The sequence below is a fragment of the Thalassospira sp. A40-3 genome, assembly GCF_015871485.1.
In the GTDB taxonomy this organism is placed as follows: Bacteria; Pseudomonadota; Alphaproteobacteria; order Rhodospirillales; family Thalassospiraceae; genus Thalassospira; species Thalassospira tepidiphila.
Genome location: NZ_CP065428.1, coordinates 1,794,006 through 1,816,739, shown reverse-complemented (window position 1 = coordinate 1,816,739; position 22,734 = coordinate 1,794,006). Strand labels below are relative to the sequence as shown.

22 protein-coding genes are annotated in these 22,734 nt (G+C 54.9%); 7 read left to right on the top strand and 15 right to left on the bottom strand.

Annotation, left to right across the window (positions count from 1 at the left end; translation table 11 throughout):
- Positions 1 to 66 precede the first annotated feature (66 nt).
- From IT893_RS08135 to recQ, 3 genes are all read left to right on the top strand, one after another.
- Positions 67 to 675, top strand: coding sequence for an NYN domain-containing protein (locus tag IT893_RS08135; protein ID WP_008891152.1), 609 nt, complete (start codon positions 67 to 69; stop codon positions 673 to 675).
- A gap of 84 nt (positions 676 to 759) precedes the next feature.
- Entirely contained in the window at positions 760 to 1,401 is a 642-nt protein-coding gene (locus IT893_RS08130; RefSeq protein WP_008891153.1) for a uracil-DNA glycosylase, read from the top strand.
- A gap of 19 nt (positions 1,402 to 1,420) precedes the next feature.
- Positions 1,421 to 3,253, top strand: coding sequence for a DNA helicase RecQ (gene recQ, locus IT893_RS08125; RefSeq protein ID WP_064789277.1), 1,833 nt, complete (start codon positions 1,421 to 1,423; stop codon positions 3,251 to 3,253).
- Between the two features lie 41 nt (positions 3,254 to 3,294).
- Here the strand turns inward: recQ and IT893_RS08120 are convergent, their stop codons facing one another.
- The 4 genes from IT893_RS08120 to dapA form a co-directional block, all read right to left on the bottom strand.
- Positions 3,295 to 3,786: a glutathione peroxidase gene (locus tag IT893_RS08120; RefSeq protein ID WP_008891155.1), complete on the bottom strand. Its 492-nt coding sequence runs from the start codon at positions 3,784 to 3,786 to the stop codon at positions 3,295 to 3,297.
- A 64-nt stretch (positions 3,787 to 3,850) separates the two neighbouring features.
- Positions 3,851 to 4,510, bottom strand: coding sequence for a sulfite oxidase-like oxidoreductase (locus IT893_RS08115; RefSeq protein WP_197147418.1), 660 nt, complete (start codon positions 4,508 to 4,510; stop codon positions 3,851 to 3,853).
- 123 nt (positions 4,511 to 4,633) lie between these two features.
- On the bottom strand, positions 4,634 to 5,110 hold the full coding sequence (gene smpB, locus IT893_RS08110) for an SsrA-binding protein SmpB (RefSeq protein ID WP_008891158.1): 477 nt from the start codon (positions 5,108 to 5,110) through the stop codon (positions 4,634 to 4,636).
- A gap of 17 nt (positions 5,111 to 5,127) precedes the next feature.
- Positions 5,128 to 6,009, bottom strand: a complete 882-nt coding sequence (gene dapA, locus IT893_RS08105; RefSeq protein ID WP_197147417.1) for a 4-hydroxy-tetrahydrodipicolinate synthase — start codon at positions 6,007 to 6,009, stop codon at positions 5,128 to 5,130.
- 208 nt (positions 6,010 to 6,217) lie between these two features.
- Here dapA and IT893_RS08100 point away from each other — a divergent pair, with 208 nt between their 5' ends.
- A complete protein-coding gene (locus tag IT893_RS08100) occupies positions 6,218 to 8,254 on the top strand; it encodes a lytic transglycosylase domain-containing protein (RefSeq protein ID WP_197147416.1) in 2,037 nt (678 codons plus the stop codon).
- A 94-nt stretch (positions 8,255 to 8,348) separates the two neighbouring features.
- Positions 8,349 to 9,047 (top strand): haloacid dehalogenase type II, encoded by a 699-nt coding sequence (locus tag IT893_RS08095; protein ID WP_197147415.1) that lies wholly within the window; start codon positions 8,349 to 8,351, stop codon positions 9,045 to 9,047.
- 136 nt (positions 9,048 to 9,183) lie between these two features.
- On the opposite strand, the gene IT893_RS08090 is transcribed toward IT893_RS08095, so the two are convergent.
- Positions 9,184 to 9,639, bottom strand: coding sequence for a polymer-forming cytoskeletal protein (locus IT893_RS08090; protein ID WP_008891162.1), 456 nt, complete (start codon positions 9,637 to 9,639; stop codon positions 9,184 to 9,186).
- A complete protein-coding gene (locus IT893_RS08085; RefSeq protein ID WP_008891163.1) occupies positions 9,599 to 10,924 on the bottom strand; it encodes a M23 family metallopeptidase in 1,326 nt (441 codons plus the stop codon). Before IT893_RS08085 ends, IT893_RS08090 begins: the two co-directional genes overlap by 41 nt.
- A gap of 222 nt (positions 10,925 to 11,146) precedes the next feature.
- Here IT893_RS08085 and IT893_RS08080 point away from each other — a divergent pair, with 222 nt between their 5' ends.
- Both IT893_RS08080 and IT893_RS08075 read left to right on the top strand, forming a co-directional pair.
- On the top strand, positions 11,147 to 11,641 hold the full coding sequence (locus IT893_RS08080; protein WP_252724116.1) for a phosphatidylglycerophosphatase A: 495 nt from the start codon (positions 11,147 to 11,149) through the stop codon (positions 11,639 to 11,641).
- Positions 11,642 to 11,673: 32 nt separating this feature from the next.
- Positions 11,674 to 12,168: a CinA family protein gene (locus IT893_RS08075; RefSeq protein WP_197147672.1), complete on the top strand. Its 495-nt coding sequence runs from the start codon at positions 11,674 to 11,676 to the stop codon at positions 12,166 to 12,168.
- 9 nt (positions 12,169 to 12,177) lie between these two features.
- Here IT893_RS08075 and IT893_RS08070 read toward each other — a convergent pair whose 3' ends face one another.
- The 9 genes from IT893_RS08070 to kdsA form a co-directional block, all read right to left on the bottom strand.
- Positions 12,178 to 12,642, bottom strand: a complete 465-nt coding sequence (locus tag IT893_RS08070; RefSeq protein ID WP_008891166.1) for a type II toxin-antitoxin system RatA family toxin — start codon at positions 12,640 to 12,642, stop codon at positions 12,178 to 12,180.
- A 49-nt stretch (positions 12,643 to 12,691) separates the two neighbouring features.
- Positions 12,692 to 13,690, bottom strand: a complete 999-nt coding sequence (gene lipA / locus IT893_RS08065) for a lipoyl synthase (protein ID WP_008891167.1) — start codon at positions 13,688 to 13,690, stop codon at positions 12,692 to 12,694.
- A 125-nt stretch (positions 13,691 to 13,815) separates the two neighbouring features.
- Positions 13,816 to 15,213, bottom strand: a complete 1,398-nt coding sequence (gene lpdA / locus IT893_RS08060) for a dihydrolipoyl dehydrogenase (RefSeq protein ID WP_064781470.1) — start codon at positions 15,211 to 15,213, stop codon at positions 13,816 to 13,818.
- 94 nt (positions 15,214 to 15,307) lie between these two features.
- Entirely contained in the window at positions 15,308 to 16,645 is a 1,338-nt protein-coding gene (locus IT893_RS08055; RefSeq protein WP_197147414.1) for a pyruvate dehydrogenase complex dihydrolipoamide acetyltransferase, read from the bottom strand.
- Between the two features lie 64 nt (positions 16,646 to 16,709).
- Positions 16,710 to 18,164, bottom strand: a complete 1,455-nt coding sequence (locus tag IT893_RS08050; protein WP_008891170.1) for a pyruvate dehydrogenase complex E1 component subunit beta — start codon at positions 18,162 to 18,164, stop codon at positions 16,710 to 16,712.
- A 53-nt stretch (positions 18,165 to 18,217) separates the two neighbouring features.
- Complete coding sequence (pdhA, locus tag IT893_RS08045; RefSeq protein WP_008891171.1) at positions 18,218 to 19,231, bottom strand: pyruvate dehydrogenase (acetyl-transferring) E1 component subunit alpha; 1,014 nt, start codon at positions 19,229 to 19,231, stop codon at positions 18,218 to 18,220.
- 558 nt (positions 19,232 to 19,789) lie between these two features.
- A complete protein-coding gene (locus IT893_RS08040) occupies positions 19,790 to 20,149 on the bottom strand; it encodes a septum formation initiator family protein (protein ID WP_008891172.1) in 360 nt (119 codons plus the stop codon).
- A 316-nt stretch (positions 20,150 to 20,465) separates the two neighbouring features.
- Complete coding sequence (gene eno / locus IT893_RS08035) at positions 20,466 to 21,737, bottom strand: phosphopyruvate hydratase (protein ID WP_008891173.1); 1,272 nt, start codon at positions 21,735 to 21,737, stop codon at positions 20,466 to 20,468.
- Positions 21,738 to 21,841: 104 nt separating this feature from the next.
- The gene (gene kdsA / locus IT893_RS08030; protein ID WP_008891174.1) at positions 21,842 to 22,699 is read right to left on the bottom strand and encodes a 3-deoxy-8-phosphooctulonate synthase; all 858 of its coding nucleotides are present in this window, start codon (positions 22,697 to 22,699) and stop codon (positions 21,842 to 21,844) included.
- Positions 22,700 to 22,734: the final 35 nt, after the last annotated feature.

The window sequence follows — 22,734 nt, the reverse complement described above, 5'->3', positions numbered from 1 at the left end:
TCTGTATTTGAAAGTTCCGTATTTTAGGAACTGCATAATTAAATTTGATGTTTGAGGAATTTAACGATGATTTTTTACCCGCAAGAACGCATCGGGTTATTTATCGACGGCTCCAATCTTTATGCCGCTGCCCGTGCCCTTGGTTTTGACATTGATTACAAACGTCTTTTGGATCTTTTCGCCCAGAAAGGTCAGTTGATCCGGGCCTTCTACTACACCGCCCTGATTGAAGATCAGGAGTATTCCCCGATCCGCCCGCTGGTCGATTGGCTGGACTATAACGGCTACACCATGGTCACCAAACCGACCAAGGAATTCACCGATGCCGCCGGTCGCCGCAAGATCAAGGGCAACATGGATATCGAGTTGGCAATTGACGTCATGGAAATGGCGCAACACCTTGATCATGTTGTTATTTTCTCGGGCGACGGTGATTTCCGCCGTCTGGTCGACGCCGTGCAGCGCAAAGGTGTGCGCGTCACTGTTGTTTCGACCGTCAAATCAAACCCGCCGATGGTTGCCGACGAATTGCGCCGTCAGGCCGATAACTTTATCGAACTGACCGCCCTTGAAGGCACGATTGCGCGCAAGGTTCAGCAACGACGCGACGACGATCATCCCGATATCGACGATCATCCTGAACATCCCGATCTCGAAGAATTCGATTACGATTGATCGCGACACCGCGTCGCCCGTCACCCTGCCCTGATCACCACCGGTTACAGCCCGCACTGTAACCGGCAAAACGTCAGACTTGCCATGACCGCCTATCAGCAACCCGATATCGATTGTCAGCTTTGCCCGCGCCTTGTTGAATTCCGCCGCAAGAATCAGGAAAAATTTCCCGAATTCTACAACGGGCCGGTGCGTCCGTTCGGCCCGCTTGATGCGCGCCTTCTGATCGTTGGCCTTGCCCCCGGGCTTAAGGGGGCCAATGCCACTGGCCGCCCCTTCACCGGCGACTATGCTGGTGATCTTTTGTATGACACGCTTAAAAAGTTCGGTTTTGCCAAGGGCACCTATGACAAACGCCCGGATGACGGCCTTGAACTGCTTGATTGCCGCATCACCAACGCGGTGAAATGCGTGCCCCCGGAAAACAAGCCCACCGGGCCAGAGGCCAATACCTGCCGCCCGTTCCTGATCAGCGAATTTGATGCCATGAAGAACCTGTCGGCTATTCTTTGTCTTGGACAGGTGGCTCATCAGGCGATGCTGCGCACCTTCGGGCTTAAGCTTTCATCGCTGAAATTTGGCCATGGCGCATCGCATAAAATGGAAAATGGCATCACATTGTTTGATAGCTATCACTGTTCGCGCTACAACACCCAGACCTATCGCCTGACGCCAGAGATGTTTGAAAACGTCTTTGCCGGAATTCGCGCACATCTGGACGGTTAATTTGCCCGATACATTGCCCATGCCCGACCTTCTCGACCGACCTGTACAACGTCAGCCGATTGACGTTCTGCAAGAAGTGTTCGGCTATGACAGCTTTCGTGGCCAACAGGCTGAAATCATTGATCATGTCATCGCTGGAAATGATGCACTGGTCCTGATGCCGACCGGTGGCGGCAAGTCGCTTTGCTATCAGGTTCCTGCCCTGTGCCGTCCGGGAACGGCAGTTGTCGTATCCCCGCTGATCGCGCTTATGAAGGATCAGGTCGATGCGCTTAATCAGTTGGGCGTCAAGGCGGCCTTTATCAATTCGACCCTTGCCCCCGATGCCGCGCGCGAAATTGAAACGCGTGCCGTCGATGGTGATATCGATCTTCTCTATGTGGCGCCGGAACGTTTTGCCTCTGACCGGTTCTTGAACCTGCTCGACCGGATCAGCATTTCACTGTTTGCGATTGATGAAGCTCACTGCGTATCGCAATGGGGCCATGATTTCCGCCCGGAATATCGCCGCCTTGATTTGCTGCCAACGCGCTTTGCCCATGTGCCGCGCATTGCGCTGACGGCAACGGCGGATACGCCGACCCGCAAAGACATTGCCGAAAACCTGCATCTGACCGATGCACAGTGCTTTATCACCGGTTTTGACCGACCGAACATCACCTATCGCATTGAAACCAAGGGCAATGCCAAGCAACGCCTGCTGTCGTTCCTTAATCGCGAACATGCAAAGGATGCCGGGATTGTCTATTGCCTGTCACGGCGCAAAACCGAAGACGTCGCGCAATGGCTTTCGGAAAATGGTCGACCGGCCCTGCCGTATCACGCGGGTCTGGCACAGGAAACACGCCAACTTCATCAGGACCGCTTCCTGCGTGAAGACGGGCTGATCATCTGTGCGACTGTGGCCTTTGGCATGGGGATCGACAAACCCAATGTCCGCTTTGTCGCCCATCTCAATCTGCCCAAAAGCATGGAAGCCTATTATCAGGAAACCGGGCGTGCCGGACGTGATGGACTGCCGGCCAATGCGTGGATGAATTACGATCTGTCCGATATCGTTTCGATCCGAAGCATGGTGGCCGGTTCCGACGCACCCGAAGCCCAGAAACGCATTGAATCGCGTAAACTCGATGCGCTGGTCGGGCTTGCGGAAACCACCCGTTGCCGCCGTCAGGTGATCCTGTCCTATTTTGGTGAAGACCGGCACGAACCATGCGGCAACTGCGACACCTGCCTTGAACCGGTTGATACCTGGGATGCAACCCAGGCCTCGCGCAAGGCGCTGTCGGCGGTGTATCGCACCGGCCAACGCTTTGGCCCGGCACATGTGATCGAAGTCCTGATGGGCCGCAAGACCGAAAAAATCCGCCAAAACGGCCACGACAAGCTTTCGGTCTATGCCATTGGCAAGGACATCGCCCAGCCGCAATGGCGCTCGGTCTTCCGACAGCTCCTTGCCATGGGATATCTCGAAGTCGATGTCGAAGGACATGGCGGCGTCTATCTGACCGAGGAGTCCCGACCGGTGCTGCGCGGCGAAAAAGTCGTCGAAATGCGCAAGGACCCGGGCGAAAGCAAACGCGCCATGACCAAGCGCCTGCGCGATTTTGATACAGAGTTCGAAAACGAGGAAGACCGCGATCTTTGGGAACGTTTGCGCACGCTCCGCCGCGAACTGGCAACCAGCCAGAATGTGCCGCCCTATGTGATCTTCAGTGACCGGACACTTTGGGAAATGGTGCGTTTCAAGCCCCGCACCCTTGAAGATATGGCATCCATCAACGGTGTCGGCGTCAAAAAGCTTGATCAGTACGGATTGGCATTTCTTGATGTCATGGACGGACGGCGGTAACCCGCCGTCCCGTCATCAAATCGTCTTTTGGCAGTTTTGCCCTAAAGGCTTGCGCGAATGGCGCTGACAATTTCCTCGTCTTCCGGCTTGGTCCGGCTGTCAAAGCTTTGAATAAGCTTGCCATCACGGCCAATCAGATACTTGTGGAAATTCCATTGCGGGGCGTTTTCAGCGCCCAATTCCTGCTCCGCCCACTTATAGAACGGGTGCGCATCGGGGCCTTTGACCGTGGTTTTTGATGTCAGCGGGAAGTCGACATCAAAATTGACCTCACAGAAATCAAGGATATCGGCATCCTCGCTATATTCCTGTCCGCCGAAATCGGCCGACGGGACGCCAAGGACAACAAGCCCCTCGTCACGGTAGTCTTCCCACAGTTTCTGCAGGCCGGTATATTGTGGCGTAAACCCGCACATCGAGGCGGTATTTACCAGCAAAACGACTTTGTCGTTATACTCTGAAAGATGGATTTCACCGGCATCAATCGCCGGGAAAGAAAAGTCGTATGCAGATGGCGCATCATCCGATGCCATTGTCTCCCTCCAGGACAAACTCACGACAACAATAGTAAAGACAAAGAATACAACGAATTGCCGCCTATTCATAGCGCTCCTCCGTCCATGGGTCGGCATTGTTGTGATATCCGCGTTCTTCCCAGAAGCCCGGCTTGTCATCGCGGGCAAAGGTAATCTTTTTTACCCATTTGGCACTTTTCCAGAAATAAAGCTTCGGGATCACAACACGAAGCGGCCCGCCATGCTCTTCACTCAGCGGCTCGCCCTCCCAATGATGGGCCAACAGCACGTCATCATCCAAAAACTGTTCGATCCGAACATTGGTCGTATAGCCGTCATGGGCGGTAAAAAGGACGTGACGCGCAGCGGGTAATGGATCAACAAGCTCTGCCAGCGTTGTGGCCAACACGCCCTGCCAGTGATTTTCGTATCGCGACCAACTGGTCACACAGTGAATGTCGTTTTTGGCCGTCACATGCGGCAAATCAAGCAGATCGGAAAAGCTCAGTGTCGTCGGCTTTCTGACCTGCCCGTTGATTTCAAGCTGATAGTCATCGGCTGACACATGCGGCGTGATACCAAGATCCAGAACCGGCCAATCCGTGACAAGACGCTGGCCCGGCGGCAAACGGTTCGCACGCTCAGTATCCGGCGCGCCGGTCATCAAGCGCCCGTCTTCGGCCCACTTGCGCTTGGCCGCGATCAGTTTGTCTTTGATCTTGCCTGAAAAGCTCTCGGTCACGGGATATTCCTTGGTTGATGATCGACATACGAAAAATGGCGCCAACACGTTCACCATGTCAGCGCCATTTAATCTCTTTTCACAGGGCTGGGGCAAGTCACATGCCCGCGACCGATCTTTCAATCAGCCAAAGTCGCGCATCAAACGCGCCTTGTCGCGCTGCCAGTCACGCTCTTTGACCGCTTCACGCTTGTCGGCCTTTTTCTTGCCCTCGGCGATGGCGAGTTCAAGTTTCGCAATACCGCGTTCATTGAAATACAATTTGACCGGAACAAGGGTGAACCCCTTCTTGTTCAGGGCATCATGCATCTTGGTGATTTCACGCTTATGCAAAAGCAGCTTGCGCGGTCGACGCTCTTCGTGGCCGAACGGCATTTTGCTTTGATATTCAGGGATATAAGCGTTGATCAGCCACACTTCGCCGTTCTTCGCTTCGGCATAGGATTCCTGAATATTCCCTTTGCCATCGCGCAGCGATTTAACTTCGGTACCGCGCAGGGCGATGCCAGCTTCAAACGTTTCCGTCAGGAAAAAGTCAAAGCGGGCCCGCCGGTTCTGCGCGACAATCTTGTTGTTACTTGTTTCTTTCTTGGGTGCCATAAGACGCTTGTTATCGCTTACTGGCCGAGAATACCAGCATTCTTAAGTGCGGCTTCGACCTTGCGTTTGGATTCTTCGGCAATCTCGACCATCGGCAAACGCATATGGCTGCCACACAGGCCAAGAAGCTCTGCTGCGTATTTCACCGGTCCGGGGCTGGATTCACAGAACATCGCCTTGTGAACCGGCATCAATCGATAGTTCAACTCCTGAACCTTCGAAATGTTCCCCGCAGCCCAGGCCGCATGCAGATCAGCACACAATTTCGGCGCGATGTTCGATGTGACGGAAATGCAGCCATGACCACCCTGTGCCAGGAACGGTACAATCGTGCCGTCTTCACCCGACAGCTGGCAGAAATCGGCACCCGCCGCCAGGCGGGTCAATGCCGGACGTTCCAGATCGCTGGTCGCATCCTTAACACCGACAATGCGCGGCAATTTGGCCAGTTGCGCCATGGTATCAACATGCATATCGACGATCGAGCGGCCCGGAATGTTATAAATAATAATCGGGATATCGGTCGCGTCATGAACCGCCTTGAAATGCGCATACAGGCCTTTCTGGGTCGGCTTGTTGTAATACGGCGTTACCACAAGTGCGGCATCCGCACCGGCATTCTGCGCATGACGGGTCAGCGACACCGCTTCTGCGGTCGAATTCGAACCCGTGCCGGCAATCACAGGACCGCGGCCTTTGGCAACTTCAAGTGCCAGTTCGACGACGCGATGATGCTCGGCATGGCTAAGGGTCGGAGATTCACCAGTGGTTCCGACAGGCACAACACCTGTCGTGCCCTGTTTAAGCTGCCAATCCACAAAAGACTGGAACGCCTTTTCATCAATCGCACCATCTTGCGTGAATGGTGTGATCAAAGCTGTGATTGAACCCTTAAACATAGAGATCTCCAAATTCGGGATATATTGAAAGCGGTCGCGAAAATAGCCGCTGTTGGGGTTTCCCGCAAGCACTGTATCCAATAATCCAGGCGATCCGGGATCGGGTCTGAAAATTCCCGTCAGGACTGTTTGGCTTTTATCAATTTCGCTGCCATAATGCCCGGCTCGAGAGAGCATTCGTTGCCGCAAGGCACAAGGGGAACATCACATGGCGCAAGCGTCTTTCCGCAAGATTTCGATCTGCGCATTGGCACTGGGCTTTTCGATCTTGATACCAGGCAGTTATCAGGTGCAGGCCGCAACGAATGAAGACAACGTTCTTCAGACGCAGCCGCCCTCGCCGCTGTATTCTGCTGTCAGCCGGGCGCGCCTGAACGCCTTTCTGGACGCGGTTGAAGATGGCAAGACCGACATTTTCGAACAACTCCTGACCAATTTTGATGATCCCCTGCTGCAAAAGGCAGCGGAATGGATGCTGCTGACCGCCCCCAATTCCGGTCACAGCTTCGAAGAAATCACCGCCTTCATCGATGCCCATCCGAAATGGCCCAATCAGGCGCTGCTAAGACAGCGCGCCGAAGAAGCCATGACCGATGCCGTGCCCGATGACGAAATTCTGGCATGGTTCAAACGATCTGCACCGGTGACCGCTGATGGTGCCACCCGCCAGATCAAGGCGTTGTTGGGTGCTGGACAGGAATCGGCGGCCATCGCACTGGTCCGCCACAGCTGGATTAACGAGAATTTCGGCAGCGGTCAGGAACGCCGCTTCCTTGATCGCTACGGTGAATATATTGATCAGGAAACCCACCAACAGCGCCTTGATCGCCTGTTATGGGAAGGTCGCCTAACGACGGCCGCGCGCATGATGAAATATGTTAGCGACGATTACCGTCGCCTGGCCGAGGCCCGCGCCGCCCTGCGCGCCATGAGTGGCGGTGTTGACGGCGCGATCAATCGTGTTCCGGAAAAATACCGCGATGATCCCGGCCTGATTTACGAACGTGTGCGCTGGCGCCGCAAGAAGGACCGTGATCAGGATGCCCGTGATCTTCTGCTCTCGCAGGCCAATGACCTCGCCTATATCTCGATCCGGCCGCAATACTGGTGGCTGGAAAAGGCCATTCTGGCCCGCCGCGCCCTGCAAAAGGGCCATATCACCGATGCATACCGTCTGGTCGCTAACCATGGGCAGGTTGATCCGGGCGATATCGCCGAGGCCGAATGGTATGCGGGTTGGATCGCGCTTGAATTTTTGGGTGATGCCGACATCGCGCTGACCCATTTCCAGAACCTTTATGATGTCGTTCAATACCCGATCAGCCTGTCGCGCGGCTCTTACTGGGCCGGGCGCGCAAACGAGGCGCTTGGCGATCAGAAACGCGCCAAGGAATGGTATGCAATCGCGGCTGAACATGCCCACACCTTCTATGGGCAGCTTGCCATCGACAAACTGGGCAGCAAGCCATCCTATTCGGTTGAACAGCCGGTCCCGACCGCCGAACAACGCGCCGAATTCGAAGCACAGGAACTGACCCAGGTTGTCCGCAAGCTCGGCGCGATGGGCCTTGGCAATATCATCCGTCCTTTCATCATGGCACTGGTTTACGAACATGATGAACCAGAATACCTCGCCATGGCGACAGATCTGGCGCGCGAATATGGCCGCACCGATCTGGGTATTCTGGCCGCCAAACGCAGCATCCGCACTGGCAGTGGCTATCTTGATGCCGCCTACCCGATCCATGAACAGGTTCCGTTGGGCCGTGCCCCGGATCCGGCGCTGGTCCATGCCATCATGCGTCAGGAAAGCCTGTTTAACCCGCAGGCGGTCTCGTCTGCTGGCGCACGTGGTCTGATGCAGTTGATGCCGGCCACGGCAAAGCGCATGGCACAGTCGCTCAAGCTTGATTACGACACCGATCGCCTGATCGAGGATCCGTCCTTCAACATCGCAGTTGGCCGTGCATATCTCAGCCGCCTTCTTGATCGTTGGGATGGTCAGGAAGTCCTGACGATCGCCAGTTACAATGCCGGGCCGACCCGTGTGCGCCAATGGATCAACGAATATGGCGATCCGCGCGACCCGGATGTCGATCTGGTCGACTGGATCGAAATGATCCCCTATAGCGAAACCCGAAACTACGTTCAGCGTGTGATGGAAGGAACTTATGTCTATCGCCGGCGTTTTGCCCGGGACGAGATCGCAATGGGTCAAAGCGACGCGGTGAGCAACGCAGAATAAGGGTTTGCGGGCGACTTGCCCACGGTCCTGATTTGCGCTTGTCCACCTGCACCCCATATTTGATCAATACTGCTTGTCAGAAGAGGTCAGCAATATGTCCGATAACGCACTGTCTTCCTGCCGTGCTTTTGTTTTCGATGCCTATGGCACCCTGTTTGATGTCCGTTCTGCCGTCGCCAAATTGCGCGACAGCGTCGGCGATGAAGCAGACCGCCTTTCATCCCTCTGGCGACAAAAGCAACTTGAATACACCTGGCTGCGCAGTCTGATGGGGGACTTTGCCGATTTCTGGACCGTGACCGGTGATGCGCTCGATTATGCGCTTGATCAGATTGGCAAAAAGGATCCGGTTTTGCGTGCCAAGCTGATGGAAACCTATCTGTCGCTTGATACCTTCCCGGAAGTCGTCGAAACGCTGAAAACACTTAAAAGTCAGGGTCACAAGCTTGCGATCCTGTCCAATGGTGCCAAGCATATGCTGATCTCGGCGGCCAAATCGTCGGGCATTCTGTCGCTGTTTGATCAGATCATATGTGTCGATGATCTTAAGACCTACAAGCCGCATCCGGATGTTTATCAGCTTGCCGTCGACAAGCTTGAAGTCGAACCGGCCGAAATTTCGTTCCAGTCATCGAACGGCTGGGACATTGCCGGGGCCGGACATTTCGGGTTCCGCACCGCCTGGATCAACCGCGCACACAGCCCGGCCGAACGCCTGTCGCATACCGCCGATGTGGTGCTGAACGGCCTTGATGAGTTGCTGCCACTGGTTGGCGAACCGCAAAAGGCATAACGCCCGATAGCATCAATCGCTCCCAAACATGAAAAAGGCAGGCCCGAAACCGGTGCCTGCCTTTTTTGCTTTGCTGTCGGTTTTTCCTATGGCCGGACCCGCCACCTAAAAACCGCAACAGAAATCACTTAAGTGACTATTTGTTTTCTTTCTTCACGTTGGCAGCAACCACCTGCCCCGCCTGGATCACCGTCAGGCCGCCTTCGTCAGCAGCACTTTCGATGCGACGGCAGTGGCCTTCAATATGTGCACCCGGCTCGATGGAAAGGCTTTCGTGAAGAATGTCACCGATCATGCGGGCGGTATCGGAAAGGGAAACGTCCTTTGCCCGGACCTGACCGATAACAGTGCCGCAAATGCGGATTTTGTCGGCAACGATTTCGCCGCGGACTTCGCCGCTTTGACCGATTGTCAGGGTTCGTGTGCGAATATCGCCATTAACCGAACCATCAACCTGAACATCGGATTCCGAAATCAGATCACCCGTCACACGAAGATCGGCATTGATGACCGAAAGGCCACCCTTTTTCTCGGCGCCGTGTGAACCACTTTTATTCGTTGTTTGTGTCGTCTTGCTCGCTTTTGAAAACATAACGTCCCGCCTCAATAAATTTTACAGGATTGACCGGCTTATTATTGACCAGAACTTCATAATGCACATGGCTACCGGTACTGCGGCCCGTGCTTCCCATCAAGGCGATATGGTCCTGGTACTGCACTTCGTCGCCCTTCTTTACGAGGACCTTGTATAGGTGGCCATAACGGGTTCGAATACCGTTTCCGTGATCAACTTCGACCATCTTCCCGTATTTGCCACTCCATCCCGCATGCACCACTTTGCCCGGTGCGGTTGCAAGAATTGGTGTCTTGATCGGTCCGGCAAGATCAACACCGGAATGAAAAGCCCAGCGACCATTGATCGGGTCTTTTCGTTTACCGAACGAGCTCGATAGATAGTATTTCGCCGCCGGTTCCCCGATTGGCGTCTTCTTGATCCTGTCATGCAGGTTGGCAAGGTGATCCATACGATCATTCAACGCCAACGCCGTATTGACAAATTCCTCGTCCTGCGGGTGTTCGGGCTCAAACGCCACGAACGGACCACCAACGCCGGGCTGCTGCGGCTTCATCGGCGGCAGAACAAATGTTTCCGGCTGCAGGCCGGTCATCTCAAGCACATTCTCAAGTTCGAGAATGGTGGTATCTGCCGTCTGTGCCACCCGCTGCATGGCTTGTTGCTGGATCGAGTGCAAATCAGCAATACGCTGACGCGCTTCGCTCAGTTCACCCTGAAGCTTTTTGGACCGCTGCAAAGCCTGATCACGTTCGCGCATCACACGCGACATGACGGTCTCAACCGTTTCCAACTCATCGCGCAGTGCAAGGTTGCGGTTGGTGATCCCGTCAATCTGCCCCTGCAACGCGTTCATCTGGTTATCCATCGACGTGCGAAGCGATGAAATCCGGACTTTCTCCTTCTCGCTATCAGCAAGCTTGGAGGTATAATCCTGTACCCGCGCCTGAAGCTGCAGGTTCTTTTCCGCCATCGACAACAGATTACGATGGGTATCTTCCATCTGGGATGTAATCTCGCCAAAACGGCGCTGACTTTCGGTAACCCGGGCGATCAGACGGTTGTACGACAGCTCGCTTCTGAAAAGCTGCTCTTCACGCATTGTAAGGCGCTGATCTAGGTACCAGCTATAACCTGTAACGCCGACCGTCCAGGTTATGGCTGCTGCCCCGAATGAGGCCAGTGCGACCTGCGCGTATTTTCCAAGCCGAAGCTGGTAAACGGAATCATTGGAACGGATAAGCAACTGCCGATCCGGAAACCATTTATCCACCAACCGACGAATGCGTTCAAACGCCGACATATTCAGTGTCTAACCCCTAGTTGCCCGTATGCATGTCCGGTTACCCCGGTTATGCAGAGTTTCTTTGACCCCGCCTGAGACATTTTTGCCTTTTCTTTACGCTACCTGTAACTCGGCCTGCAAGCAAGCCCGTTAACACATCCTTAATCGCAAAATTTTCACCTTCTGCTCATATGCTGTGTTACCTATGGCCATCTTCCACATCATATGCGTTTGCTGAGAATGGCGTTTTCCCGATTTATGATCACCTTTGCCGCAACCTGGTTTTATAGCGGCAAAAGCCCGAAGGCACCCGGCACGGCCGGATCGTTCGCCGCCCTGCCCTTTGGCTGGCTGATCTGGGCCTATGGCGGGAACACGGCACTGATCATCGCCAGCATCGCCGTTTTTGCCGTCGGCATCTGGGTCGCCCATCTTTACAGCAACATGCTGGGCATCCATGACGCCGGCGAGATCGTCATTGATGAAGTGGTCGGTCAATGGATGTGTCTGCTTGTCGTGCCGCTTGGTGCGGTCTGGATGGATGCTGTGTGGCTGTTGATTGCCTTTTTGGCATTCCGCATATTTGACGTCATCAAGCCTTGGCCGATACGCTGGGTTGACCGGCGCGTGGGCGGCGGGTTTGGCATCATGTTTGATGATGTCCTGGCCGGCGTTTTTGCCATGATTGCGCTTGTCGGCGTTGTTTACCTGACCGGCGACCTGACCGGCTCCTGACGAACACACCTGATGGACGGATGATCGCGATGATGAATGACCCTGATCTTCTAAATGCGGCAAGTGCCCTGATCGCGCGCTGCAAGGCCAAGGGCGAAATGATCGCCACGGCCGAATCCTGTACCGGTGGTCTGATCACCGGCACCCTGACCGGCGTTGATGGCAGCTCATCGGTGGTCGATTGCGGCTTTGTCACCTATTCGAACGAGGCCAAAAACAGCCTGATCGGCGTTGGCAATGACTTGCTCGCCGAACACGGTGCTGTCTCGGAACAGGTTGCGCGCGCCATGTGCGAAGGGGCGCTTGATCGTGCACCCAATGCCACCATCGCCGTTTCGGTTACCGGCATTGCCGGTCCGGGCGGCGGAACGGATACCAAACCGGTCGGACTTGTTCATTTTGGCTGTGCCGCCAAGGGGCGTGAAACCATCACGACCCACACGGTCTTTCCGGGTGATCGCCATACCGTGCGCAAGGCAACAGTCCTTAAGGCCTTTGCCCTGATCGAAGAAATGCTGGATCGCTAGGACTAGGAATCAGGCCTGATTTTCCGACGTTGGCAAGTTCGGCTCGCCATACACTTCGCGGGCACGGGTTTCAAACGCCCCCACCATCATCTTGACGGCTTCGTTAAACACGACGCCGATCATTTTCTGCAGAAGTGCTGATCGAAACTCGAAATCGACAAAGAAATCAAGCGACGTGCCGCCATCCTCATCCTCTTCAAACACCCAGTGATTGTTAAGGTACTTGAAGGGCCCCTGCAGATATTCCACATCAACCCGGTCCGGGCGCTGCAGGGTGACTTTCGATGTGTATTTTTCGCGAAACATCTTAAAGCCGATCACAAGATCCGCCTTAAGCACATTGCCTTCACGCTTGCGCACCCGCGATGCGACACACCACGGAAGGAACTCCGAATAGGAATCGATATCCGCGACAAGATCAAAGAGTTGTTCCGGCGTATAGGGCAGTTTCCTGCGCTCTGCATGCGTCGGCACGCGATATCTCCCTTGATCGTCGTGGTCTGTGGCTAAGCGGGTGAAAGGATTACTGTGCCGCCGTTACGGTCTGTTCCGCCTTGGCTTTGGCCGCATCCGCAGCCGCCAGCTTCTTCTCGCGCGCTTCACGGAGCTGCTCGAAATCGCGGTCCGCGTGATAGCTCGACCGTGTTAGCGGCGTTGCCGACACCATCAAGAAGCCCTTGCCACGTGCCATCGATGCATATTCGTTGAATTCATCGGGTGTGACAAACTTGTGGACCGGCTCGTGTTTAAGGGTCGGCTGCAGATACTGGCCAATCGTCAGGAAGTCGACATCGGCCACACGCAGGTCATCCATTACCTGTGCCAGTTCCTTGCGTTCCTCACCCAGACCAACCATCAGGCCGGATTTGGTAAAGATCGTCGGGTCAATCTGTTTGACACGATCAAGAATACGCAGCGACTGGTAATAACGCGCACCCGGACGGATATTGGTATAAAGCCTGGGAACCGTTTCAAGATTGTGGTTGAACACGTCCGGACGGGCCTTGGCAACGATTTCAACTGCACCAGGCTTGTCACGGAAGTCCGGGGTCAGGATTTCAATCGTGGTTTCCGGCGACTTGTGACGGATCGCCTCAATCACGCGGGCAAAATGCGCTGCCCCGCCATCGGCCAGATCATCACGGTCAACAGACGTGATCACAACATGCTTAAGCTGCATGTCGGCAACCGCCATCGCCAGGTTTTCCGGCTCGAACGGGTCAAGCGCGTTCGGCATTCCGGTTTTGACGTTACAGAACGAACATGCACGCGTGCAGGTATCGCCCATGATCATGAAGGATGCGTGTTTCTTCTGCCAGCATTCGCCGATATTCGGGCATGCGGCTTCTTCACACACGGTATGAAGGTTCAGACCACGCGCAAGGTCGCGGGTTTCCTGATACCCCTTGGAGGTCGGAGCCTTGACCCTGATCCAGGACGGTTTGCGCCCCGATGGGCGATCTGGCCGTTTCTGTTTTTCCGGGTGACGAACGGGTTTCTGTTCGCTGGGCGCCGTCGACATAGAGTTACCTCCGAAGGATTGGACGGGCGGCAATTTGCCGCCACGCCGCGCATTTGTCAAACCGACATTCGTAAAAGGTGATCATACCGGGCATGTCCGCCCGGCACGACACAATATCTCAAGCTCTAGAAGTGGATCGCACGGCCATAGGCGTCAAGGACCGACTCATGCATCATTTCCGAAAGCGTCGGATGCGGGAAGACCGTATGCATGAGATCTTCCTCGGTCGTTTCAAGACCCATCGCAACCACAAAGCCCTGGATCAGCTCGGTCACTTCGGCACCAACCATGTGCGCGCCAAGCAATTCACCGGTCTTGGCATCAAACACGGTCTTGACCAGACCTTCTGCCTCGCCAAGGGCGACCGCCTTGCCATTGCCAATGAACGGGAACTTGCCAACCTTGACTTCATAACCGGCATCTTTGGCCTTGGCTTCGGTCAGACCGACACTTGCGACCTGCGGATGGCAATAGGTGCAGCCCGGGATCTTGCGCGGATCAAGCGGATGAACGCCTTTGACACCGGCAATCTTTTCAATGCAGATGACACCTTCGTGCTCGGCCTTGTGCGCGAGCATCGGCGGACCGGCAACATCACCAATGGCATAGATGCCCGGTTCCGCAGTTGCCGAATATTCGTTGGTATCGATCACGTTGCGATCGACCTTGACCTTGGTGGTTTCAAGACCAAGACCTTCGGTATTACCGATCACACCAACGGCCGAAATCACGCGATCAACGGTCAATTCCTGTTTCTTGCCGTCCTTGGTTTCAACCGTGACAACAACGTTATCGGAATTGCGCTTAAGGTTCGCGACCTTGGCTTCGGTCAGGATCTTCATCCCGTCCTTGGTCATCATCTTCTGCGCCAGGCCTGCGACTTCCTTGTCTTCAACCGGCATGATCTGCGGCATGATTTCCACCACGGTCACATCCGCACCCATGGTGTGATAGAAGCTGGCAAACTCGATCCCGATGGCACCGGAACCCACCACAACAAGGCTTTTGGGCATCTTGTCAGGCGTCATCGCCTTTTTGTAATCCCAAACCACCTTGCCGTCGGCCTCAAGACCCGGCAGTGAACGGGCGCGCGCACCGGTCGCGATGATATAATTCTTCGCGGTATAGGTACCCTTGTCCTTGCCTTCGACCACGATCTTTTTCGGGCCGTCGAACTTGGCTTCACCGTTGATCACGGTCACCTTGTTCTTTTTCAGCAAATGACCAACACCACCGGCAAGCTGCTTGGACACACCGCGCGAACGCTGGATCACCGCATCCAGATCAAAGGACGGCTTTTCACAGGAAAGGCCATAATCCTTTGCGTGGTGCATGTTGCGATAAACTTCGGCCGAACGCAGCAACGCCTTGGTCGGGATGCAGCCCCAGTTCAGGCAAATACCGCCAACATGTTCACGTTCGACAACAGCCGTTTTCAGGCCAAGCTGGGCCGCACGGATTGCAGTTACATAACCACCCGGGCCTGCGCCAATCACGATTACGTCGAAATTGTTATCCGCCATCGTAGGATCTCCTTCGCCTGCCCACTAATGGTTACAGGTCTTTTAATTCAAATGCTTGCGGGGACTTATTAAAGCCCCCGCGCAACTTTGGACCCTAGAGCAACATGCTCAGCGGATCTTCAATAAGCTTTTTGAATTCGGCCATGAATTCCGCACCGACTGCGCCATCGACCGCACGATGGTCAACAGAAAGGGTGCAGGTCATGACAGTGGCGATTGCCAGTGCACCGTCCTTGACGACCGGGCGCTGTTCACCCGCACCAACTGCAAGGATGCAGCCCTGCGGCGGATTGATAATCGCCGAGAAGTCCTTGATACCGAACATACCCAGGTTGGAGACCGAGAAGGTCCCGCCCTGATAATCTTCTGGCTTCAGTTTGCCGTCACGTGCCTTGCCAGCCAGCGCCTTCATCTCGCTTGAGATTTCAGCAAGGCCTTTCGAACCGGCATCACGAACAACCGGCGTGATCAGGCCACCTTCGATGGCAACTGCCACCGAGATATCCTGTTTCTTGCACTGCAGGGTCGCTTTGTCGGTCCAGATGGAGTTCGCAGCCGGAACCTTTTTCAGCGCCAGCGAAACCGCACGAATGACGAAATCATTGACCGAAATCTTGACACCCTCTCCCGCCTTTTCATTCAGCTGCTTGCGGGTGGCCAACAGATTGTCGAGTTCGCAATCCACCGTCAGGTAGAAGTGCGGAACCTGCTGCTTGGATTCGGTCAGACGACGCGCGATGGTTTTGCGCATGCCGCTGTTCGGAATTTCTTCGTATTCCGGAAGACCGGTAAGATCCGGGTTCCAGCCAGATGCGGCCGGTGCACTTGCTGCTGCCGGTGCATCTGCCGATTTCTTGTCTTCGGATGCGGCGGATTTTTCGGCCGGTTTCGACGACAGAGCCGCTTCAATGTCGCGTTTCACGATACGACCACGCGGGCCCGAACCGGAAACATCGGAAAGCTCGACGCCTTCGTTGGCGGCAATTCGCCGCGCAAGCGGGCTTGCCTTGATGCGCTTGCCACCGGAAACCGGGGCAGCCGGTGCCGGTTTGTCATCACCAGAAGCCGATTTTTCGGCTGCTGCTGGTGCTTTTTCCTCTTTGGCCTCGTCCTTGGCCGGCGCACTTTCACCGCCACCAGACATGCTGGCAGCAGACGTGTCCGCACCTTCAAGCGCGCTTTCGTCTTCGTCTTCTTCAAGCAGCAACGCGATAACTTCGTTTACCGCAACGTTTTCGCTGCCTTCAGAAACAAGGATTTTACCGATCTTGCCTTCGTCGACGGCTTCGACTTCCATCGTGGCTTTGTCGGTTTCGATTTCGGCGATGACGTCACCCGATTCAACGGTGTCGCCTTCCTTGACGTGCCATTTCGCCAAGGTGCCTTCGGTCATGGTCGGCGACAAGGCCGGCATCAATACTTTTACAGGCATGAACGCATTCTCCCGGTAACGGGGCGGCGCGGTGTAACCCGCGACCAGCCCCTGTCCGTCTTACTTAGCGATAGCAAACGGCCTTGGCCGCGGCGACAATGTGGCTGTCCTGCGGAAGCGCAAGCGCCTCCAGGTTGGCAGCATACGGCATCGGAACGTCTTCGCCGGTTACACGGGCAACCGGTGCATCGAGGTAATCAAATGCATGTTCCATCGCAACAGACGCGATTTCCGCACCAATACCCGAGAAGTGCCAGCCTTCCTCAACAGTCACCAGACGGTTGGTCTTCATGACCGAACGCACGATGGTGTTCACATCCAGCGGACGGATGGTGCGCAGGTTGATGACCTCTGCCGAGATGCCCTGCTCAGCCAGTTGCTCGGCCGCCTTAAGCGCCTTGCCCACCATGATCGAGAAGGCAACGATGGTGACATCGGTACCTTCGCGTTCGATCTTGGCCTGACCAATCGGCAGGACGAAATCTTCGTCGTCAGGCACTTCAAAGCTCTGACCATACATGATTTCGTTTTCAAGGAAGACAATCGGGTTCGGGTCGCGAATAGCCGCCTTGAGAAGGCCTTTGGCGTCTGCCGCCGACCACGGTGCAACAACCTTGAGACCCGGGCAATGTGCATACCAGGATGCATAGCACTGCGAGTGCTGGGCACCAACGCGCGATGCGGCACCGTTCGGGCCACGGAACACGATCGGGCAACCAAGCTGGCCACCAGACATGTACAGTGTCTTCGCAGCAGAGTTGATGATCTGGTCAATCGCCTGCATTGCGAAGTTAAAGGTCATGAATTCCAGAACCGGCTTAAGACCCATAAAGGCCGAACCGGTTGCAAGGCCGGTGAAACCGTGCTCGGTGATCGGGGTATCGATCACGCGCTTGTCACCGAATTCATCCAAAAGACCCTGGGTAACCTTGTAGGCACCCTGATACTGCGCAACTTCTTCACCCATGACGAAGACGTTTTCGTCAGAACGCATTTCTTCGGCCATTGCATCGCGCAGGGCTTCACGAACGGTCTGGGTTTTAAAGCTGGTATAGGTCTTTTCGTCCTGGGTCGCGTTCATCACGCTCATTGCGCGCGGCTCAGCGTCAGAACGTTCAATCGCACCACTGGCAGAAACCGGTGCAGCATTCGAAGATGCCGATGCCGGGGCTTTGTCAGATGATTCTTCCTTGGAAGACTCTTCTTCTTTTGCCGGTGCGGCGTCTTTCTTGGGTTCAGAGGACGCAGAAACGTTATCAAGTGCGGACGCGTCTTCGTCTTCTTCAAGGATATAGGCAATCACCTGATTGACCGCGACATTCTCGGTACCGGCTTCGATAACGAGCTTACCAATGGTGCCCTCGTCTACGGCCTCGACTTCCATCGTGGCTTTGTCGGTTTCGATTTCTGCGATCACGTCACCGGATGCGACAGTGTCGCCTTCCTTGACGTTCCATTTGGCAAGTGTGCCTTCGGTCATGGTCGGCGACAGGGCCGGCATCAAAACTTCAATCGGCATTGTTCCCTCTCTCCCGGGAAATATCGTTCAAAAGCGGTTCGCAGAGCTTGCGATCACGCGTCGATCAGAATGTCGGTAAACAGTTCGGAAACATCCGGTTCCGGGCTGTTCTGCGCGAACTCGGCCGCTTTTGCGACTTCGGCTTTCACTTCCTTGTCGATGTCTTTCAGACCGGCTTCATCAATGATGTCGCCGTCGATCAGGAGTTTTTTGACCATATCAATCGGATCGTGCTCTTTACGCATTTTGTCGAGCTCGTCCTTGGTACGGTATTTCGCCGGGTCGGACATGGAATGCCCGCGATAGCGATAGGTTTTCAGCTCAAGGATATAAGGCCCCTTGCCTGAACGGCAATGTTCCACAGCACGCTCACCAGCAGCCTTGACCGCCAGAACGTCCATGCCATCAACCTGCTCACCGGGAATGCCATAGGCCTTACCACGTTCATACAGATCCGGGCTCGACGAGTGACGCTGGGTCGAGGTGCCCATCGCATACTGGTTGTTCTCGATGCAATAAATCACCGGAAGCTGCCAAAGGGCTGCCATATTGAATGCTTCATAGACCTGGCCCTGGTTGACGGCACCGTCACCCAGATAGGTCATGCAAACCTTGTTTTCGCCACGGTATTTGTAGCTAAAGGCAATACCGGTTCCGAGCGGAACCTGCGCTCCCACGATACCATGACCACCATAGAAATTCTTTTCCTTGGAGAACATGTGCATCGAGCCGCCTTTACCGCGGGAATACCCGCCTTCGCGGCCCGTCAGTTCGGCCATCACACCGGCGGCATCCATGCCGGTTGCAAGCATGTGCCCGTGATCGCGATAACTGGTGATAACACCATCTTCGTTCGATGCGGCGGCCTGCATGCCGACAACAACGGCTTCCTGCCCGATATAAAGGTGGCAGAAACCGCCAATGAGACCCATGCCATACAGCTGACCGGCTTTTTCTTCAAAGCGACGGATCAGAAGCATTTCACGGTAATATTTGAGGAGATCGTCACTGCTCGCCTGATTGTCGGCGCGCGTCGTGCCGCGTTTGCGTTTTGGTGTGGTCGCCATGTTTCCTCCCGGTGGATGGCTATCGCTTAAGCATCATGTATGAGTGCTTAATTCGGTACTGGACCACCGAAATGACTACCGAAAACAGACCACAAGGGCAAGCAATCTAACCTCGATTAAACTGTTGTTTTGCAACGCACAATCACAAATAAACCTGATTTCAGTTAATCTTTGAGTTTACGCGTTTTTACAGAGTTGCAGGATTTTCAGCACCTTGGACGCCTGCTTTAAAACTCGTTCATTCCCCTGCGTCACAAATGCTATGCTTTCGCGGGGATAATACCGCATAGCAGCGCAAAACGGAAAACAACCGAAAGAATGCATTGTATATCAATGACCTCTACTCGGTTTGGCAAAATAGCGCCCTAAACCAGAAGTCAGTTTAAACAACGACTTACCCGTTTGCGATTATTGCTGAACACAATTCACAACCCAAAATTTCTGTCAAACTGTGATCTGGTCAACAGTACAGAGCCATTTTACGCAGAGAAATACGATTGTGCCGCCAACGGATTCTTTCGCACCAGATCCCCTGCCCACTCAAAGCAGGCATCAAGCTCAGTTGGCGTCGGCTGCGGCTGCTGCCGTGATGACATCGCTATAGCCATCATGGTGGAAGATGATCACATCATCGGGATGGGCAGCATTCAGCATCGCACGTGCCCGCTCATCAAGCAGATCCGGATCAAGGTGGCTGGCACGCAGCGAAAGCACATGTTGTTCAAGCAACTTGCGGCGCTCGGTCGTTTCTTCAAGAACCTGGGTGATCTGGCTGACGCGGTCTTGCATCGACCAGTAATTCAAAAGCCCGCGTTCGCCTTCAACACTGTGAAAGATGAAATACGCCATCACGGTAAATGCGATTACCGGTGCGACAGCCTGTTTCAGGCGAAGAATGACCGGTGAACTGGACGACATTTACCTTATGCCCCTTGCACATCTGTGCGACGTGATGACCAAATACTTCGTTCCGGCTGCACAACGTAAAAACCACATACGTTATTTCGCTTGTCTGACAATGATTTACCATCGGACAAGCCGGGAAAACCGGCAAGATTACCCGTAACCATGCGCATATTCGGGTAAAAATAGAGTTAAGCAATCTGCGCAAAGCTGCGCGATTACGCTCAATTCACTAATCCTGATATTCGAATTTATCACTTGGCGCACATACAAAACAGGCCGCCTCCGGATCGGGAAGCGGCCTGTTACGCAGTCGAAATATCAGCAGCCCTTACTTCAGGATCGAACGACCCGGGAAGTGTGCACCGGCATCAAGAAGTTCCTCGATGCGGATCAGCTGATTGTATTTTGCCATACGGTCCGAACGCGACAGCGAACCGGTTTTGATCTGACCACAGTTGGTGGCAACCGCTAGATCGGCAATGGTCGCATCTTCGGTCTCGCCCGAACGGTGCGACATCACAGCGGTGTAACCCGCGCGGTGTGCCATCTCGACGGCTTCCAGCGTTTCCGAAAGCGTGCCGATCTGGTTGACCTTGACCAGGATCGAGTTGGCAACGCCCTTCTTGATGCCATCTGCCAGACGTTTCGGGTTGGTGACAAACAGGTCATCACCGACAAGCTGGGTCTTGGCACCGATGGCAGCCGTCAGTTCTGCCCAACCATCCCAATCGTCTTCTGCCATGCCGTCTTCGATGGAGAAGATCGGGTATTTACCCACAAGATCGGCCCAGTATTTGACCATCTGGCTCGGATCAAGCGACTTGCCCTCGCCGGCCAGAACGTATTTGCCGTCCTTGAAGAACTCGGTCGATGCCGCGTCAAGGGCCAGCACAACGTCTTCTTCCGGGCGATAGCCGGCAGCTTCGATCGATTTCATGACATAGCTGATGGCAGCCTCGGTCGATGCGATGTTCGGCGCAAAGCCGCCCTCGTCACCCACGTTGGTGTTCAGGCCATCTGCCGACAATGCCTTTTTCAGGTTGTGGAAGATTTCCGCACCCATGCGGATCGCGTCCGAGCAGGTCTCGGCCGAAACCGGCATGATCATGAATTCCTGAACGTCGATCGGGTTGTCGGCATGCTCGCCGCCATTGATGATGTTCATCATCGGCACCGGCAAAGTGCGGGCAAAGGACCCACCGACATAACGATAGAGCGGAAGACCGGCGTCTTCGGCGGCGGCCTTGGCAGTCGCCAGCGATACACCCAGAATGGCGTTTGCGCCCAGACGGCCTTTGTTTTCGGTGCCATCAAGGTCGATCATGACATTGTCGACGGCAAGCTGGTCTTCGGCATCCATGCCAGCCAGCGCTTCAAAGATTTCACCATTTACGGATGCAACCGCCTTGGTAACACCTTTGCCAAGGTAACGGTCTTCCTTGTCGCGCAGTTCGACGGCTTCGTGTGCACCGGTGGATGCGCCCGAAGGAACGGCAGCACGACCAAAGGCGCCATTTTCCAGGGTGACATCAACTTCGACCGTCGGGTTACCACGGCTGTCAAGGATTTCGCGGCCGCGAATATCGATAATAGCGGTCATGACAGAAACGTTCTCCTCACTGGTAGGAACCATACCTGACCATCAGGCATGCAGGTTACAGCAAAAAAGAATGCCGCCAATCACGTGCTGGCGGCATTTGTTATTTACGCGTCAAACATATCCAGACGAACCGGATTGGCTTTTGCCACCTTGTCCAGTTCCATCAGAACCGAAAGAACTTCGGGAAGCTTGTTCAACGGGATTTGGTTCGGGCCATCGGAAATGGCCGTCGCCGGGTTATCGTGGGTTTCGATAAACAGTGCTGCGATACCAACCGCAACGGCCGCACGGGCGAGAACTGGCGCGAATTCGCGCTGGCCACCTGACGAGGTGCCCTGTCCGCCCGGCTGCTGAACCGAATGGGTGGCATCGAAGACAACCGGATAGCCCTGACGGGCCATGGTGGGAAGTCCACGGAAGTCCGTGACAAGCGTGTTATAGCCAAAGCTGGTCCCACGGTCACAGAGCATGATGTTTTCATTGCCGGTCGCAGCCAGGTTATTGGCCACATTGACCATGTCCCAAGGGGCCAGGAACTGACCCTTTTTGACATTAACCGCGCGGCCCGTTTTGCCAGCCGCTTGCAACAGATCGGCCTGACGGCATAGGAATGCCGGGATCTGCAGGATATCGGCAACCTCGGCCACCGCCGCACACTGATCAGGCAAATGCACGTCGGTCACAATCGGAAGCCCGGTGACTTCCTTGACCTCGGCCAGGATATCGAGACCTTCCTTAAGGCCGACACCGCGTTTGGACGTGGTGCTGGTCCGGTTGGCCTTGTCAAACGAGCTTTTATAAACAAGCCCGATGCCAAGCCCTTCGGACAGTTCCTTAAGCGCTGTGGCCATCTCGAGGGCGTGCTGACGGCTTTCGATCGCGCACGGGCCTGCCAGAACGGCAAACGGCTTGTCGTTGGCGATTTCGATATTGCCGACTTTGACGGTTTTAATTTCGGTCATTGCACTGACTTTCTGTCGATCACTTGTGGCTGTTT

Bases quoted from the DNA above. Each gene is read 5' to 3' on its own strand.
- IT893_RS08120 (WP_008891155.1), bottom strand. From the start codon at position 3,786: ATGGCATCGGATGATGCGCCATCTGCATACGACTTTTCTTTCCCGGCG.
- IT893_RS08095 (WP_197147415.1), top strand. From the start codon at position 8,349: ATGTCCGATAACGCACTGTCTTCCTGCCGTGCTTTTGTTTTCGATGCC.
- IT893_RS08090 (WP_008891162.1), bottom strand. From the start codon at position 9,639: ATGTTTTCAAAAGCGAGCAAGACGACACAAACAACGAATAAAAGTGGT.
- IT893_RS08040 (WP_008891172.1), bottom strand. From the start codon at position 20,149: ATGTCGTCCAGTTCACCGGTCATTCTTCGCCTGAAACAGGCTGTCGCA.
- recQ (WP_064789277.1), top strand. From the start codon at position 1,421: ATGCCCGACCTTCTCGACCGACCTGTACAACGTCAGCCGATTGACGTT.
- eno (WP_008891173.1), bottom strand. From the start codon at position 21,737: ATGACCGCTATTATCGATATTCGCGGCCGCGAAATCCTTGACAGCCGT.
- IT893_RS08135 (WP_008891152.1), top strand. From the start codon at position 67: ATGATTTTTTACCCGCAAGAACGCATCGGGTTATTTATCGACGGCTCC.
- IT893_RS08075 (WP_197147672.1), top strand. From the start codon at position 11,674: ATGAATGACCCTGATCTTCTAAATGCGGCAAGTGCCCTGATCGCGCGC.
- smpB (WP_008891158.1), bottom strand. From the start codon at position 5,110: ATGGCACCCAAGAAAGAAACAAGTAACAACAAGATTGTCGCGCAGAAC.
- IT893_RS08100 (WP_197147416.1), top strand. From the start codon at position 6,218: ATGGCGCAAGCGTCTTTCCGCAAGATTTCGATCTGCGCATTGGCACTG.
- pdhA (WP_008891171.1), bottom strand. From the start codon at position 19,231: ATGGCGACCACACCAAAACGCAAACGCGGCACGACGCGCGCCGACAAT.
- dapA (WP_197147417.1), bottom strand. From the start codon at position 6,009: ATGTTTAAGGGTTCAATCACAGCTTTGATCACACCATTCACGCAAGAT.
- kdsA (WP_008891174.1), bottom strand. From the start codon at position 22,699: ATGACCGAAATTAAAACCGTCAAAGTCGGCAATATCGAAATCGCCAAC.
- IT893_RS08050 (WP_008891170.1), bottom strand. From the start codon at position 18,164: ATGCCGATTGAAGTTTTGATGCCGGCCCTGTCGCCGACCATGACCGAA.
- IT893_RS08055 (WP_197147414.1), bottom strand. From the start codon at position 16,645: ATGCCTGTAAAAGTATTGATGCCGGCCTTGTCGCCGACCATGACCGAA.
- lipA (WP_008891167.1), bottom strand. From the start codon at position 13,690: ATGTCGACGGCGCCCAGCGAACAGAAACCCGTTCGTCACCCGGAAAAA.
- IT893_RS08085 (WP_008891163.1), bottom strand. From the start codon at position 10,924: ATGTCGGCGTTTGAACGCATTCGTCGGTTGGTGGATAAATGGTTTCCG.
- IT893_RS08130 (WP_008891153.1), top strand. From the start codon at position 760: ATGACCGCCTATCAGCAACCCGATATCGATTGTCAGCTTTGCCCGCGC.
- lpdA (WP_064781470.1), bottom strand. From the start codon at position 15,213: ATGGCGGATAACAATTTCGACGTAATCGTGATTGGCGCAGGCCCGGGT.
- IT893_RS08080 (WP_252724116.1), top strand. From the start codon at position 11,147: ATGGCGTTTTCCCGATTTATGATCACCTTTGCCGCAACCTGGTTTTAT.